Annotated in this window: 15 protein-coding genes; 11 read left to right on the top strand and 4 right to left on the bottom strand. The window is 47.4% G+C overall.

Annotation, left to right across the window (positions count from 1 at the left end; all coding sequences use genetic code 11):
• Positions 1-48 precede the first annotated feature (48 nt).
• Entirely contained in the window at positions 49-3021 is a 2973-nt protein-coding gene (locus JOY44_RS09790) for a PAS domain S-box protein (RefSeq protein WP_171573394.1), read from the bottom strand.
• Positions 3022-3283: 262 nt separating this feature from the next.
• Positions 3284-4468: a M20 family metallopeptidase gene (locus JOY44_RS09785; protein ID WP_171573820.1), complete on the bottom strand. Its 1185-nt coding sequence runs from the start codon at positions 4466-4468 to the stop codon at positions 3284-3286.
• Between the two features lie 347 nt (positions 4469-4815).
• Here JOY44_RS09785 and JOY44_RS09780 point away from each other — a divergent pair, with 347 nt between their 5' ends.
• Positions 4816-5766 (top strand): bestrophin family protein, encoded by a 951-nt coding sequence (locus JOY44_RS09780; protein WP_171573393.1) that lies wholly within the window; start codon positions 4816-4818, stop codon positions 5764-5766.
• On the opposite strand, the gene JOY44_RS09775 is transcribed toward JOY44_RS09780, so the two are convergent.
• Positions 5763-6422 carry a (2Fe-2S) ferredoxin domain-containing protein gene (locus JOY44_RS09775; protein ID WP_171573392.1) on the bottom strand — a complete coding sequence of 220 codons (660 nt, stop codon included), beginning with the start codon at positions 6420-6422 and terminating at the stop codon, positions 5763-5765. The genes JOY44_RS09780 and JOY44_RS09775 overlap by 4 nt on opposite strands.
• Positions 6423-6469: 47 nt before the next feature.
• Complete coding sequence (locus JOY44_RS09770; RefSeq protein WP_171573391.1) at positions 6470-6718, bottom strand: Asr1405/Asl0597 family protein; 249 nt, start codon at positions 6716-6718, stop codon at positions 6470-6472.
• 376 nt (positions 6719-7094) lie between these two features.
• Between JOY44_RS09770 and JOY44_RS09765 the strand changes: the two genes are divergently transcribed.
• From JOY44_RS09765 to JOY44_RS09720, 10 genes are all read left to right on the top strand, one after another.
• Entirely contained in the window at positions 7095-7511 is a 417-nt protein-coding gene (locus JOY44_RS09765) for a DUF1824 family protein (RefSeq protein ID WP_171573390.1), read from the top strand.
• Positions 7512-7524: 13 nt separating this feature from the next.
• A complete protein-coding gene (locus JOY44_RS09760) occupies positions 7525-8262 on the top strand; it encodes a VanW family protein (protein ID WP_171573389.1) in 738 nt (245 codons plus the stop codon).
• Positions 8263-8280: 18 nt separating this feature from the next.
• Positions 8281-10515: an ATP-dependent helicase gene (locus JOY44_RS09755; RefSeq protein WP_171573388.1), complete on the top strand. Its 2235-nt coding sequence runs from the start codon at positions 8281-8283 to the stop codon at positions 10513-10515.
• 184 nt (positions 10516-10699) lie between these two features.
• A complete protein-coding gene (locus tag JOY44_RS09750; protein WP_242541737.1) occupies positions 10700-11239 on the top strand; it encodes a GbsR/MarR family transcriptional regulator in 540 nt (179 codons plus the stop codon).
• A 68-nt stretch (positions 11240-11307) separates the two neighbouring features.
• Positions 11308-12657: an efflux RND transporter periplasmic adaptor subunit gene (locus JOY44_RS09745; protein ID WP_171573387.1), complete on the top strand. Its 1350-nt coding sequence runs from the start codon at positions 11308-11310 to the stop codon at positions 12655-12657.
• 5 nt (positions 12658-12662) lie between these two features.
• A complete protein-coding gene (locus JOY44_RS09740; protein WP_171573386.1) occupies positions 12663-13883 on the top strand; it encodes an ABC transporter permease in 1221 nt (406 codons plus the stop codon).
• 160 nt (positions 13884-14043) lie between these two features.
• The gene (locus JOY44_RS09735) at positions 14044-14766 is read left to right on the top strand and encodes an ABC transporter ATP-binding protein (RefSeq protein ID WP_281063290.1); all 723 of its coding nucleotides are present in this window, start codon (positions 14044-14046) and stop codon (positions 14764-14766) included.
• A gap of 458 nt (positions 14767-15224) precedes the next feature.
• The gene (locus tag JOY44_RS09730) at positions 15225-15542 is read left to right on the top strand and encodes an RNA recognition motif domain-containing protein (protein WP_171573385.1); all 318 of its coding nucleotides are present in this window, start codon (positions 15225-15227) and stop codon (positions 15540-15542) included.
• A 109-nt stretch (positions 15543-15651) separates the two neighbouring features.
• Complete coding sequence (gene rpsU / locus JOY44_RS09725) at positions 15652-15849, top strand: 30S ribosomal protein S21 (protein ID WP_171573384.1); 198 nt, start codon at positions 15652-15654, stop codon at positions 15847-15849.
• A gap of 127 nt (positions 15850-15976) precedes the next feature.
• On the top strand, positions 15977-16558 hold the full coding sequence (locus JOY44_RS09720; RefSeq protein WP_197985096.1) for a hypothetical protein: 582 nt from the start codon (positions 15977-15979) through the stop codon (positions 16556-16558).
• The last annotated feature ends 30 nt before the right edge of the window (positions 16559-16588 follow it).

Below are 16588 nucleotides of genomic sequence, written 5' to 3'. Positions count from 1 at the left end.
GCGCTAATTTCCTGCACTCAATTGCGTTTTAAGTAAAATAAACAGCGTTTATTTTGATGACATGGAGAAGGTCGTATCCAGCAAAGCATTTAAGCGAAGGGTAAAGGTTGTCCAGCCCTGGCTACTTTCGACCTGAATAGAGCCACCTAATTCAGTCACGAGCCGCTGCACCAAAGCTAACCCTAAACCAGTGCCGCCTTGCCTCCAGCGATCGCCATTAGGCACCCGATAGAACTTGTCAAAAATTCGAGGTATCTCTGCTGCTGAGATTTCCACCTGATTTGCTACGGAAAATAACAATGCGATGTCAGTAGTGCGATCGTCAATGGCGCGATCGCAGGATAGATCTTCTAGCTGCTCCACACTCAAAATCACCTCGCCATTGGGAGGAGTATATTTACAGGCGTTATTCAGCAATTCAGCCAGCACTCGCTCTAGAGTTTGCTGGTCAGCAATAATAGGTGACAAGTTGGCTGGGATGCGAATTTGCAAATTTTGCTGACGCTCTTGCGCTCGTGATCTAAACGGTTCTACCAAGTGAATCAGGCACGCTTGCAGATTAATTTCTACGGGGTTAAGCAGATAGGAAGATGCTTCTAGCCGTTGGAGGTCGAGCAAGTCATTAATTAAGTCAATTTCTCGAGTGCATTCAGATTGCAAAATATCCAAATATTGCTTTTGCCGCTCAGGGCTGTTTATGTTTTTCAACATATGAATTGCCATCTTCATGTTGGACATAGGAGTCCGCAGTTCATGAGATACGGTGCTAAGAAAATCATCTTTTAGATGATTAAGCTCTTCTAAGGCGGTAACCTGTGCCTGGGTTGCTTGATATAGACGGGCTTGGCGAATCGCGATCGCGCATTGATTTGCTACCTGCTGCACCAGCCGAATTTCTAAGTCTGTAAAGGCTTCATCGGCTTGTTTGAACAGCCGTAGATCACCCATAACGCTGTGGTCATCCACAATGGGACAGACAAAAGCGGCGTGTATCCCCGCTAGGGGGCGTATCCCGACATCACCGATGCGGCAAAACTGAAAGTATTGGGCTTGCAAAAGCTGGTTGTACAAATCGACGTGATTTGCCATCTCAATGGTGGAACCTTTAGCAGCCGGGATGTCAAAGCGAATATATTCATAGCGAATAGTAGAAGTCGCTTGCTCTAAGTCGTAAATTCCTGCATCACATCCAGAAATTGCTAACCCCAACACTAACTCTTGGACAGCATTTTGAAGAATTTGATCTTCATCTAAGCTATCGCGCACGGAGTCTGTAATCCTCTTTAGCATTGCTTCGTAGGTTAGTGCTTGCTGAAGTTGGGTGGTTCGTTCTCGCACTTGCTCTTCTAGGTTTGCGTTGAGTTGACGCACTTGGCGATAAAGCTCGGATTGCTGAATGGCGATCGCCACCTGAATCGCCAATTGTTCCAATAGCCCTACTTCATAAGCTGCCCAGAAACGTACCGTACTGCACTGATGAGCAACTAACGTACCCCACAGTTCATTTCCGTGCAAAATCGGCACTGCCAAAAAAGATTGGATCTGCCATTGCTTCATAAAAGCTTGTAGTTCAGCAGATTGATGCTGTTGATCATCCACCACGACATGATGCCCCTGACGATAGGTGATAGGGGCTTCTCCGAAAGTGGTGTCGTTTATGACTAAACCCAAGATGGAAGAATAGTTAGGCTGAACCGATTCTGCCGTTACGATGCGATCGCCATTAGCAAGACCCCGATAAATTACGACCCGGTCTGCCATCAAAAACTGGCGCACTTCCGATACCGTCGTATTCAAAATTTCTTTTAGGTTTAAGGATTGACGAATCCGATGGGAAATACTGGCTGAAAGCTGCGCCAATCCTGCCATTAATCGTTCTCGTTCGGCCTGCTGCAAGAGAGTTGCCTCAGCCAATTTGCGCTCAGTAATATCTCGTGTAAAGCAGTGATGCCCAACCAATTGGTCATACCAATCGTAGGCAGCAACCATCATGAATTCTTTGTAAAAGATAGAGCCATCTTTACGAATTGCCCGTACTTCTGCCTCCGCGGTACCGTGCAGCAGCATGTGCTGATAGCTCGCTTCTGCGATCACCACATCTTCTGCATGAACGGTATCTTGCCAAGCCATGCCAATTATTTCCGATTGCTCGTAGCCTAATCCTTCGGCATAAGCTCGGTTGAGGGCAATATAGTGCCCTTTAATATCTAAACGAGCGATGCCTTCCACGGCATTTCCTAGCGCAGTACTCATTTCTAGGAGTTCGATCTGGGCATGTCGTCGCTCGGTCACATCTACTAAAAATAAAGACAACCCGTCTGCTGCGGGAAAAACACGCACCTCAAACCAAGTTCGCAGAAAAGGATAAAACTCCTCAAAGCTAACTGGAATCGTTTGAGAAAGAGCCTTATTGCATTCTTTATCTAGAATTGAGCCGATAAAATCGGGAAATGTTTCCCAAAGGTTTTGACCAAGTAGCTCTTCTCGCGATCGCTGAATCAGTTGTGCTGCCTGATGATTGAGATAGGTAAAGCACCAATTTCGGTCTAAAGAAACAAATGCATCCGTGACGCTTTCGAGAATGTTGACAATCTGCCGATTGGCAGCACGCAGGGCTTCTTCTACCCGATTGCGTTCAGTAATATCATGACAATTAACGACGACTCCCTGAATAGCAGGATCATCCAGCAAGCTAGTAGCTACGGCTTCAAAAGCACGCCAACAGCCATCACGATGACGCACGCGATATTCGATTGTGGCTTGCCTTACGCGTGGATTTTGAACTGCGTTTTGTAGGACTTGCATAACGATGGCCACATCTTCTGGATGCACCAGATCAGCGGCGGGTCTGCCATCGACATCTTCCAGGCGATAGCCCAACACTCTCTCTGCGGAAGGGCTACAGTAGCGAAAGATACCTGTTTCATCCAGGATCACAATGATGTCGGTGGCATTTTCAATTAAGGATCGAAAGCGGCGATCGCCCTCTTCCAGATTGATTTCTGCTAATTCGCGTTCCAACCTATTCACCTAACTACCATCCGTTGTTAGCGAATAAACACCATTTGCTTAGAATGCCCAGCGGTATGAGCAAAATCTCCACCGCTCAGATTAACTAGAATCTTCATGTGGGACTTCTAGCTCTATGGCGTAACTGTATTTTTGCTTAGCCTTACTTTTCCCGAATCGTTCGCTATCTGCAAAATAACCAAGTTTTGATCATAGACCACATTTTATACCAGCGTAATTGTTGGTCCATTTGAAACAAGGCTACCCCTTCATCCTAGACAGGAGTGTCCTGCCAATATTGCCATGCAGCGTAGGCAAGAGTGACAACGCCTGTCAAAATCGACGACTCATCAACAGCAAATTGTGGATGATGCAACGGATAATTGTGGCGATCGCGAAACCCAACGCCCAAACGAAACATGCTTCCTGGTGCATGTTGGAGATACATTGAAAAATCTTCCGCACCCAATGATGGCTCCTGAATCATCACAACCCCGCTATCACCCCAAGCTTCTCTGGCCGATGATTCTAAAAGCTGGGTTAAAGCCAGATCATTTTGCACAGACGGTACTCCACGCTGATAGTTCACCTCGTAGCGGGCACCATAGGGCTGACAAACTGCTGCTACAATGCGCTCAATCCAATCGGGAAGAGCATCACTCGTTTCTGGATGCAGCGATCGCACCGTGCCTAAGAGCTTCACCTGATCCGCAATTACATTGGGTGCCCGTCCCCCGTTAATTTGCCCAATTGTCAGCACCACCGGACGCAGTGGATTTTGGGTACGGCTAATTGCTTGCTGCAACGTCGTGATTACTTGCGCAGCAATCCAGATTGCATCTACCGCCTCATGCGGGCGCGCCCCATGCCCCGACTCGCCCAAAATCGTAATCTCCAAATCATCCGCTGCCGCCGTTAACGCCCCATAACGGATTCCCACCCTGCCTGCATGAATAGACGGAAACACATGCAGCGACAGTACGCCTGCAACGTCATCCATTGCTCCATCTTTGATCATCCAGTTAGCACCCTGCGCCACTTCTTCCGCAGGCTGAAACAAAAATCGCACGTTTCCCGGCAAAGTTTCGCCCAGTTGCGAAAGCACCATCGCCGTCCCCAATCCCACCGTCGTGTGAACATCATGACCACAAGCGTGCATGATGCCCATCTGTCGGGAAGCAAACTCTAATCCTGTCCGCTCCTGAATGGGCAAAGCATCCATATCCGTGCGAATTGCCAGAGATCGCCTATGGCTGCCTTCACCCCGCAATTCTCCAATCACTCCAACTTTGCCCACACCTTCTTTGACCTGTAACCCGCAAGAGGAAATCACTCCAGCAACATAAGCGGCTGTTTGGTTCTCTTGACCACTCAGTTCTGGATGGCTATGTAAATGGCGGCGAATTTCAATGAGTCGAGGGGCTAAGTTTGAAGCGATATCCTTAATCCGAGTCAGCATGAGCAATGTGTTGTGCTTTACCCTCATGATACGAGATGTAACGAGAAAGGGGGCAAGGAGTAATGAATGGAGAATTAAAAGCCAGCGATCGCGTAGGGTAGGTTGAGCACGGCTGTGACGCACTCTGAAAAGGGTGTAGGTTGCAAAGGAGTAAGAAAAAGGGATGTAGACAGAGAATAAATAGATCATGGATAGTGGGCAGAGGGAAGATGCAAAGCGCTCCTCCCAAGCTCAAAAAATATTTTGTTTACTTGAAACCCATCTTCTTCTAGACTCTGTTCGGCTAAGTACCCACGAAGGTTGCTCAGGTCAAATCACGTTGAAGCCTAACTTCTATTCCCTAGCTCATGATTGAAAGCAAACACTGGTTCCGGACGGTATTTCAGCTTAAAGGTTCTGTCATTCCGTCTATCTTAGGACGCACAACCGTCTGCGGTTTATTTGGAGTGTTGATCTCTGCTTTTGCCTACTTTAAATATCCCGTAGCCCTGCCAACCCTGGCCAGTTTGATTCCTAACATTGTGTTAGGTCTGCTGCTGGTATTTCGGACAAATACGGCATATGAGCGCTTTTGGGAAGGGCGAAAGTTGTGGGGAATGATTGTGAATACAATTCGCAACTTGGCCCGTCACATGTGGATCGTGATTCCGGTAAAACAGCCAGATGATCGAGAAGGTAAAGTTGCGGCGTTGAAATTACTCATAGCGTTTGCGATCGCCACAAAGCAGCATCTCCGACAGGAACCGCTAGACGCAGATGTGGAAAAATTGATCGCACCTGCCAAATTTCGCAAGCTTCAGACAATGAACCATCCGCCACTGGAAATAGCCTTTTGGATTGGAGACTATTTGCAGCATCAATATAGCTATCAACACTTCGATAGCTATCAACTGACAGCGATGCAGAATTTACTCAATAGCTTAGTAGATTGTTTAGGCGGCTGCGAACGTATTCTTAAAACGCCCATGCCATTGGCATACTCGATCCACTTGAAACAGTTGCTGCTGTTGTACTGTTTATCGTTACCGTTTCAAACGGTGGGTCAGTTGGGCTGGTGGACAGGGGTTGTAGTGGCGCTGATTAGCTTTACGCTGTTTGGCATCGAGGAAATTGGCATCGAAATTGAAAATCCTTTTGGACATGATGCAAACGATTTGCCGCTAGATACCATTTGTGCCACGATGCTGCGCAACATCGAAGATTTGATGACCCTCACCCCAGGAATGGACAGTAGTTTTGGGGAAAATTTGGAAGACACTGATAGCCCATTGATCAGAATAAACACTAAATCTGTTTAAGACATTGGGAAGAGCGTTGACTCAGGATGCTCTGGCGCGATTCCCATAGGAATCGTTTCACGAACCGCTGGGGGAAAGTGCTGATCAATCATCTGAGGAACTTCCCGCGCGGTGATACGGCTATAGCGAGTTTTGTCAGGCATAACCAAGTTTGGACCTGCTTTGCACTGTTTCATGCAGCCTGTGCCTTTAATCATTACTTGATCCTGCAAGCCGCGATCGCTTAAGGTTGCCTGCAATGCTTGACAAAGCGCTTTTCCACCCCGCTTCATGCAATCTGACTTTTGACACACTAAGATCGCTGCCGGATGCACTTTAGATTTCTCAGCCGCATTTTTCGTGGGCAGAAGCATCTCCGATCTATTTACCGCCAACTCTCTGTCTTGCCCAAGAACTGCCTGGTTAATCGAAAACGCTTTGTATTTAACTTCTCCCGTTGTTAGGTCAACTGTTTGTTCTCCAAACACCCCAATCCAACTGCCGGGAGACAGCACACCATTTACTGATGCTCTGGCTTCCTTAGAAAGCTTAATGGAAAGTTCACCCTCCGCAGTTGACACACACAAGCGCTTAATCTTATAGCCATCCTCTAAAACAAAGCTGAGGAAGCGTCCTTCAAGGCTAAATGCAGAGACCTGCTTATGTTTTTTGCTCATGGTTTAAGTGGAGACATACGAATGACAAACTGTGACTGACAAGCGGTTTAGAAATCAGAGTCTAAGCATCGCTCTAGCCAGTCTATAAGCTCTGAGCGGGTTGCAGTAATTTGTTGGACTACGCTGCGAAGTTGCAAGATGGCGATGGGATGAGTGATTTCTACCTGTAAGCAGCCATCAGACTGGCATTGGCAAGGAATGCTGAGGTCTTGCAAGCGCTGACAGGCGAGCCAGCGATCGCAGCGAGAAACTGATCCAATTGGAACCGTTAACGTAATCAAGCTAGATGGATTCATTATTTAAACTAATGCGAATAATTATTAGTGTTGATAACAGGTTTAGCGATCGTTTCTCAGAGCAGGGTTTGTTTTACCCAACCTCAAAAGTTGTTGAGCCTAGTATGCCCATCCGTCAGAAGACGATGCACAGGAATTAGCAGGAAAGTTTAAATGTTGGACTTGGCAACTTTCTAAAATGGTGCTAATCATAGTTGCGAAAGAGATTCAATAGCGTAGTTATAGAATACAGCATAATCAGTTACTTGCATATTATTCTCAATAAGTCGCTTATTTTGCCAGGAGTTGGAATAAACGGATGAATCGGAATAAACCTGAATAGGAATAGTGGGATGATGAGGAAAATCTTCACCTTATTTTCACCGCTTGAGAATCAATGTTTACTCCTTTACCGATGAATCTTGAAGCGGCTCAAACGCTTTTAAGACAGTTTATTTGCATTGAACAAGTACCCGCAGACCAAATACCAACCTCAGAAGCAATTCGATCCGCTGTATGTCAGGTTCGCGATCGCTCTGACTATCAAATCTTTGGCATTTGTGCAGACACCGCTTCTCAAGCGATCGCGACCCTGCATCACTACCTTGCGGCTCTGGGATACTCGGCTCGTCCGCAGCCCGATGCAATTGCTGGCTCCGTTTATCTCAAGTTCAATCCCAAAACCGACCGCTGCCACCTGGATATTTATACCGGAACTCATCGCGGCGTGCTAGTGTCTTGCCAATCGGCTGACGATGAAGACGTGAATGAAACCTATGGGCACTTGCCGCTCAATTTATTTGACGGAACCTAACTCCTGATATTGCATGAAACAACTCATTCCGGCTTCCTGGAGATTACAGCTCAAAGTCACTCAGAGGAATTGGTTAGATTGGTCAGCCGGGCAAGCTGATCAATTGATTCATGCTCAACGCTTATTGGATTCAGAAAAGCAATTTTTTCAACCTCAAATTCATCTGACCCAACCCATTTTTACGACAGAATATTCTGATAATAAAAAGCACAACTTGGCATTAGCGATCGCCCATATCCAAGACGTTCTTATTCCACCGAACCAAATCTTCTCATTTTGGCATTTAGTTGGTTCTCCCAGCCGCAAAAGAGGCTATCTGGCAGGACGAGCAATTGCCAAAGATCAGCTTACCGCAGAGATTGGCGGGGGATTATGCCAACTGTCGGGGTTGATTTATTTCCTCATCTTAAAAGCTGGAATTACTCCATTAGAGCGGCATCCTCATTCCAAAGATATCTATACTGAAGAAAACCGCTTTGCCCCTTTGGGTTCAGATGCAACTGTAGTGTATGGCTACAAAGATTTACGGTTTAGAAATCCTTTTTCCTTCCCTTTTTATTTTCAATTTGATTTGCAATCTCAGGCAATTCAAGCGGCAATTTATGCACCGAAAGTAATTCCTGAGCTACGCATAGAATTTAAGCGAGTAGACCTGCCTGATGGCATTCAGATTCAAACGATTCGCTATGAATTAAACACTACCCAATTTGAAGCGATTGATTCTACTTTTTATCCCACATTGCTTTGTTAAGTGCTGAGGAATGGCTAGATGCTCTCTTCTCCCCAAACTACTCTTGATGACCTGCGCGCCACCCTGCGGGTGGGGCAGCGAGAATTGGCAGATTGGCAGTCGGGAGCGCTGGCTGTGTCGGCGGTGCCGGGTGCAGGTAAATCCACCGGAATGGCAGTGGCGGCAGCGATCGCAATTGCACGGAATCAACTAAATAGCCGACGGCAGTTGATTGTCGTCACGTTTACGCGATCGGCAGCGGCAAATATTAAAGCGAAGATTCGCGGCTACTTGAAACAGTTATCTTTACCGCAACAAGGCTTTTCGGTTTATACGCTGCACGGGTTAGGCTGGGCGATCGCCCGTAGCCACATTGAGCGATCGGGTTTAAATTCCGACACGTTGCTGGTTACACCCAATCAGAATCATCGCTTGGTGCGCGCCTGTGTAGAACAGTGGATTGCCGCAAATCCGCGCCTGTTTCAAACCTTACTGGAAGGTCAGCAGTTTGACGGTGAAGAAACCGAGCGACTGCGGCGACAGTCCGTGTTGCGAACGGAGGTATTGCCAAACTTAACAACGACCGTAGTGCATGAGGCAAAAAGTTCGGGATTGCAGCCCGATGATTTGCGCCGATTTAGCGATGACAGTGCAGATGAATACTCGGTGCTGGCGATCGCAGCAGGACTGTACGAACTTTACCAAGAGCAACTGCACCGCCGTAACTGGATGGATTATGACGAAATGATGTTGGCAGCGTTGCGGGTGCTGGATGATTCCACCGTGCGGAACTATTGGCAGCAGCAAGTGTTTGCAGTTTTTGAAGATGAAGCCCAGGATTCTAGCCCGTTGCAAACCCGCCTGTTGGAAATTCTTGCCGCTGACCCTACTCAGTCTGACCAACTAAATTTAGTGCGGGTAGGCGACCCCAATCAAGCCATCAACTCTACCTTTACGCCCGCCGACCCAATTTTCTTTCGCGAGTTTTGTGATAGTTGTGATCGCCATCACCGTTTGGCAACCATGACTCAGGCAGGACGTAGCACAGGCAAAATCATTGATGCAGCAAACTTTGTTTTGGATTGGGTCAATCGATCTAAACTCGCTGGAATAGAACAGCCCTTTCGCTTGCAAAAAATTCAGCCTGTGAATTCCGGCGATCCTCAACTTAACCCAGAGCCAGAAGGGCGAGGACTGGAGCTTTATACGCCAGATGATGTTTTTCAAACAGTAGAACTAATTGGGCAGCGATCGCTCCAGCTATTTCAACATAATCCTGATGGTTCAGCGGCAGTGCTGGTGCGAACCAATGAGCAAGGACGGTTTGTCGCACGAGAACTGCAACGCTGGTATGGCGACACGATTCCAGTCTATGAAGTGGGGCAACAGGAACGCCAATCTCATGTGCCTATCGAGATGCTGACGCTGCTGCAATTTTGCGATCGCCCCCACTCTCCCGATTACTTAAAAAATGCTCTCGTTACCCTGGTTCAGCGCAAACTGATTCCCACCCAAGATTTGAACGCGATCGTCAGCTTTCCAGAGCAAATGCTATACCCCGGACCCCTCGATCCGGCTCAATCTGAATCAGTGCTCCAAGCCCGCCGCTACTGCACCAGTCTTCTGCGCGCCCGGTTAGAACTACCGCCCTATCAACTCATTTCCTTTTTTAGCTACACCCTTGGCTATAACCAAAACGAACTGGCTACGGCTGACAAATTATCTGATCGCACGATCCAGCAAACCCAGGGGGATCCGACTCTACCTGCCATTCTCGCGGCACTGAATGACATCGTGGCTTCCGAACGATTTGAGCCAGTGGACACCGAAAATGCCGACGATCGCTACACCAAAGCCGGACAGTTGACCATCATCACCATGCACAAAGCCAAAGGTCTGGATTGGGACTGGGTATTTATTCCCTTTTTACACGCGAATATGATTCCCGGTATTCCTCGAATCCCCCCCCAGACAAGCTTTATAGGCAATTTCACTTTGGCAGAAGTTGCCCGTGCCCAAATTCGCGCTCAGGTACATCATCAGCCTAATTTTTCGGACACGTTAGCTGCGTGGAATCGCGCCCAAAACCTTAAAGCTGCCGAAGAATTTCGTTTGCTCTATGTTGCCATGACCCGCGCTAAACGCTTGCTGTGGATGTCTGCGGCTGCTAAAGCACCTTACACCTGGAATAAGCCCGACAACCTCGACGATCGCCAACCCTGCCCAGTTTTTCCAGCATTACAAGAGCGCTTTGCAGAGGCAATAGTTAAATAAAACTGTAGCAAGCGTGGATATTGTTTTTGTCCGACTAAAAATTTCTGAATTGGGTTGAGCCACTGTTGTAGGTACAGCCAGCAGTACTAAAGTTTTCTATTTAGAATGTTCAGTATTTACTGAATATAAAAAATTAAAATATGTTAAGTTGTGGTCATAGCAAAAGTTTAAAGGTGCTGTGAACTTGAACCATGTAATTAGTGCTCAACGACAAGGAGTAGAACAGGCACCAGCAGCAATGGCCTCCACTGGGCAGTTGACCACAGAGGATCATTTTCAGTTCATTGAGGAAGTAGGGCTTTCCTTTGAATCTGTGAGTTTGCCTCGGATGGCTGGGCGCGTCTTTGGCTGGCTGCTCATCTCTAATCCCCCTCATCAGTCCCCAGCGGAACTAGCGGATATTTTGCAAGCAAGTAAGGGATCAATCAGCACGATGACTCGATTGCTGGTGCAACTTAGCTTAATTGAGCGCATCAGTCTGCCAAGGCAACGACGGGATTATTTTCGCATTAAGCCAAACGCTTGGGTTGAATTAAGCAAGCAGCGTTTGGCACAAATCACTGCTTTTCGGAAACTAGCTGAACAAGGCTTGAAATTAATGGAGCAAGATGACCCACTTTTGCTTCAACGATTGGAAGAAATGCGTGATGTACACGCGTTTTGGGAGCAAGAGCTACCCCTGATGAGCCAACGTTGGGAACAGCACAAGCAAACAGCGCTTTAGTGCCTTATCTCAGTCAATCCTAACTAATCCCCTCTCCAACCTCTCTTAACTCCTTTCTTTTAATGACTATGCAACTTCCACTTATTGATAAAGTCAGCAAAAAAACCACTCCCTGGATGGTTGGGTTATTGGCGACTGGGTTAGTTGGCGTTTCGGCGACTGCCTACTTTGCCATCCGAGGACAAGCACCTAAGCAAGATTTAGCGAACTATACAGTGCCCGTGCAGCAAAAAGATGTGACGGTGCGAATTACTGCAAACGGTGAGGCGGTGCCGGTGCAGCGGTTAAATTTAAACCCGAAAACGGCAGGTCGGTTGGCAAAGCTTTATGTAGAGCAGGGCGATCGCGTGCAGCAGGGTCAAATCATCGCCCGGATGGATAGTCAAGAGATCGAGGCAAGGCGTGATCAAGCGTTAGCAGAACTGGCGCGAACACAAGCAAATTTGTCGTTATTGAAAGCAGGTAACCGACCTGAAGCCATTGGGCAAGCGCAAGCATCCGTTAGCCAATCTCAAGCAGAAATTGCCGCTGCCCAAACCCGTCTCGATCTGGCAAGTGCGCGAGTAGGGCGAAATCAATCTCTAGCAAATGAGGGTGCCATTAGCCGCGATCGCCTGGATGAAGTCCTCAATGAAGAACGCAGCGCTAGAGCGAACCTAGAACAGGTAAAAGCTCGTTACACCAGTTCACAACAGCAGCTTACCCAGCAGAAAAACGGCTTTCGCATTCAAGAAATTGAGCAAGCTGCTGCCCAAGTCGCCTCTGCCCAAGCTAGCCTCCGACAAATCAACACTCAGATAGAAGACGCTGTGATTCAGGCACCTTTTTCTGGTGTAATTACTCAGAAAAATGCGACTGAGGGCGATTTTGTCACCCCGACCAGCTTCGCTTCAAGCACCTCTTCGGCAACTTCCATCGTTACTTTGGCAAACGATTTAGAAATTCTTGCCAAAGTACCTGAAGTCGATATTGGGCAAATTAAGCAGGGACAAGCAGTGGAACTACGAGCAGACGCATTTCCTAGCCAAACCTTTAAAGGGGTTGTGCGGCTAGTGTCTCCTGAAGCCAAAGAAGACGCAACCCAACGAGGTGTAATTACTTTTGAGGTGCGGGTAAAACTGCTGACCGGGAAGGACCAATTGCGCTCTGGGATGACGACTGATTTGGCTTTCTTAGGCAAACGGATGAATAACTCGTTGATGGTGCCGACTGTGGCGATCGTCACCGTGAAGGGACAAACGGGCGTGCTACTGCCCGATAGCAGCAATAAGCCAAAATTTCAGCCCGTCACTATTGGTCCAAACATTGGCAACGAGACTGAAATTATTGATGGCATCAAATCCGGCGACCCTGTATTTGTGCAATTGCCTGAAGGACAGAAGCTTGCAGACATTGTGAAAGGATTGGAGAAGAAATAAAAGTCATGGATCTTTTAGAAAGCACCAAGATGGCGGTAAAAACGTTAACCGCCAACAAGCTTCGCAGTACCTTAACCATGCTGGGCATCATCATTGGCAACGCCTCGGTGATTGCGGTGATTGGCATTGGTCAAGGCGCTCAAAAGCTAGCTTCAGAGCAATTTGAGTCTTTGGGACCCAATGTCTTGTTTGTCGCTCCAGGCAGCAGTCAAGCTCGTAACGGTCCTCGTGGTGATTTACCTAAAACGCTGGTATTGGAAGATGCTAAGGCGATCGCCTCCCAAGTGCCCTCTGTTCAAGGGGTTGTGGCTCAGCGACAAAGCCTGTTTCCGATTGTTTACCGCAACCTCAACACGAGTTCCTTAGTTGTGGGAACTACCCCCGAATTTCTCTCTGTCCGCAGCTTTGACATAGCGAAAGGGCGGTTCATCACTGAGCAAGATGTGGAACGCAATACCCAAGTGGTTGCCCTTGGTTCAGAGGTGGCGACTCGCTTCTTCGGCAATCAGGATGCTATTGGGCAAGAAATTCGGATTAAGGGCATTACCTTTCGCGTGATTGGAGTGATGCAGTCGAAGGGGGCTTTTTTGGGCAGCAACCAAGATGACTCAGTGTATGTGCCAATTACCACTCAGGCAAATCGTTTAGCAGGGCGCACTTCCCCCTACGGTTTAGATGTCAATATCATCTCGATCGCAGCGAAAAACGAAGCCAGCATCCCTGCCGCCGAGTTCCAAGTCACCAATTTGCTGCGCCTCCGCCACAAAATTACGGTCGATGATGATTTTACCGTTCAAACTCAAAAGGATGTGCTGGCGATTGTGGGCACGATTACGGGGGGGCTGACTGTGATGCTGGCTGCGATCGCGGCAATTTCGCTGATCGTGGGCGGCATTGGCATCATGAATATCATGCTCGTTTCTGTTACCGAGCGGACTCAAGAGATTGGCTTACGGAAAGCGATCGGAGCCTCCCAGCAAAACATTCTAATTCAGTTCATGATTGAAGCAGTCATCTTATCTGCCGCCGGTGGAGTGCTAGGCACAGTCGTTGGTATTGGTGCGGTGACACTGGTTGCCGCCATCTCCCCCCTGCAAGCCACTGTTTCACCCGTTGCGATCGCAGTTGCAGTTGGTGTTTCCGGCGGCATCGGTTTATTTTTCGGCATAGTGCCTGCTCAGCAAGCAGCCAAGCTTGACCCAATTGTTGCTCTTAGAAGCGCTTAGAAAATGAGTTCGGAGTTTGGGGTTCTGAGTACGAAGGTCAGAGTGGGATCTTCAAATACTCCGCACCTCGTACTCCGCACCTCGTACTCCGCACCTCGTACTCCGCACCTCGTACTCCGCACCTCGTACTCCGCACCTCGTACTTTACTCTCCTTCTCCCATGCCCAACTCCGTCATTATTCGGCTTGAAGACATTTATAAGATTTACGGCTCAGGCGAAACGGAGGTCCGTGCATTAGCTGGAGTCGATCTGATCGTAGAACAAGGAGAATTTTGCTCCATCATGGGGGCCTCTGGATCAGGCAAATCTACAATGATGAACGTGATTGGCTGTCTTGATAAGCCGTCATCAGGTCGATACTATCTGGATAATGTAGATGTGTCTCAGTTGGATGACGCTGCCCTTGCCCATGTCCGAAACCGTAAACTAGGGTTTGTTTTTCAACAGTTTCATCTGTTGCCCCAACTGAGCGCTCTAGAAAATGTCATGCTGCCTTTGGTTTATGCCAGTGTCCCTGATCGCGATCGCCGCGATCGCTCTGTTGCAGCTCTCACAAAAGTTGGCTTGGCACATCGGCTAAACAATCGTCCAAATCAGCTATCTGGTGGACAGCAACAACGGGTTGCCATTGCCAGAGCGATCGTTGGACAACCCGTTGTGCTACTGGCAGATGAACCCACAGGAGCGCTCGATTCGCACACGACTGAGGAAATTTTGCAAATCTTTTCAGACCTCAATGCCAGCGGCATGACCGTTGTCATGGTCACCCACGAACCAGATGTTGCTCGTCGTACTCGTCGCATTATTTGGTTTAAAGATGGCACCATATTAAATCCGTTCTTAGCCCCAACCGAACTCAATCAACTAATGACAGCAGCATGACCAAGAGAATATCATTGGCGATGTTCCTTAAGCCGTCACTTTCTATGAACAAGCATTTGGCTTGAAGCCGCGGTTTATTGATGAAAGTAGGCAGGATACAGAGATGGAAACCGACACAACGACTCTTGCTTTTTAAGAGCAAGAAAAAATCGTAACTTTTGCATGCTCAAACATATTTTGGTTAAGTTACCTTACAAGCAATGATATTAGATTCTTATTTTCAAGAGCTATACGAAGCTTTACCCTTAGCAAACAGTTAGTGCTTTCTTTAAAGGAGTAGCCCGCTCGGTTGTTGCACAATAAATCTTTACCAAAAACCATCAATAAAGTTGTCTTTTACCACTGTGCTATGATTTCCTAATAGGTAATTAACTTCGGTTGTTCAAAGCGCTTCTAATAACAAGTGTTTCCCCGGATTTAATTCTCTGCCCCTCCTCTATGTTTCGGAGACGTTCTCTATGTCGATTTATGTTGGTAATCTGTCCTACCAGGTTGCGGAAGATGACTTAAAACAAGCTTTTGGTGAGTATGGAACTGTAAAACGTATTCAGCTACCCACAGATCGCGAAACAGGTCGTGTTCGTGGTTTTGCATTTGTGGAAATGGGAACAGAAGCCGAAGAAGCAACTGCAATTGAAGCACTAGATGGTGCTGAGTGGATGGGGCGGGATTTGAAAGTCAATAAAGCAAAGCCCAGAGAAGAACGAGGTTCTTCTGGTGGTGGCGGTGGTGGATGGGGCGGCGGCGACAACAGAAGCCGCGATCGCCGCTTCTAAGATTCGTTTCGCAAACAAAATTTTAGAGTTCCAGCAGAGCCAGTTAACTGCATAACTCTGCTGGAAAATTTTTATGTTTTAGTTCACAGTCATATGAGGGATATCTAGAATGGCTCAAGTAGTTCTAGGGGAAAATGAAGGAATTGAATCTGCTCTGCGCCGATTCAAGAGACAGGTTTCAAAAGCAGGAATTTTTCAAGATATGCGGAAGAATCGGCACTTTGAGACGCCCTTAGAGAAAGAAAAGCGTAAGGCTGTTGCTAAGCACAAGCAGCGCAAACGGAACTCTTTGTTTCGCTACAAATAAATGCCGTATTGGTTTTACTACATATTGCCTCAATTTATACATAGCATCATTCATACCGCAGCCAAAAAAGACTCAACGGGCAATCAGTCTGGGTGGTAATAATCGAGCTCATCCAAGCTTTCACGATATGACTCCAGAATCCATCCGTGTTCTCTCCAGCCTCAGAAGTGAGTTTTACACTCAGTTTGCGTCTGCAATGCAAGTGCCTGTCAAAATTAGTGGCAGTTCTTATAACAGCATCTCTTTTGTTGCATCTTGGTTAAATGACCGAGAGCAGCTTAACTATCTCAACATTTATGCTTATACGGCTCCTGATGAGTTGGCAGTCAAAAGACCCTTTATTCTGCGGGTTGCAATCAATAAAGGTGCTGGCAACATGGGTTTCGCTAAACAAGCACAGGCTTTTCGAGGTGTGAATCAGAAATGGCAATTGGAGCTAACCGTTTTGCCTGATCAACTCCTAGATTTTTTGCCTTGGATTGTTAATTTAGTGCAAGCTCATGCAAAAGGAGAGGCATCGTTTATGCAAGAACCTCCTCATCCCGTAACGCTTGAACTTTCTAACTGGCTGCAGACTGACATGATTTGGAGTACGCAGGCTGAACAGAAGCTGGAATTGCAAACCTTAGAAGATCTTGCCGAGCCTCCTATCACTAGCTTTAACGAACAAAAAAGTCCGCCTGTGAAGGCTGCTTTTTGGTTGAGTTAAAGAATTTTGCAAAGTCTAACTTGTAGAGCA

This window comes from Leptolyngbya sp. Cla-17, assembly GCF_016807185.1.
GTDB lineage: Bacteria > Cyanobacteriota > Cyanobacteriia > Leptolyngbyales > Leptolyngbyaceae > ULC077BIN1.
The sequence above is the reverse complement of the archived record's forward strand: the minus strand, read 5'-3'. Positions and strand labels throughout refer to the sequence as shown.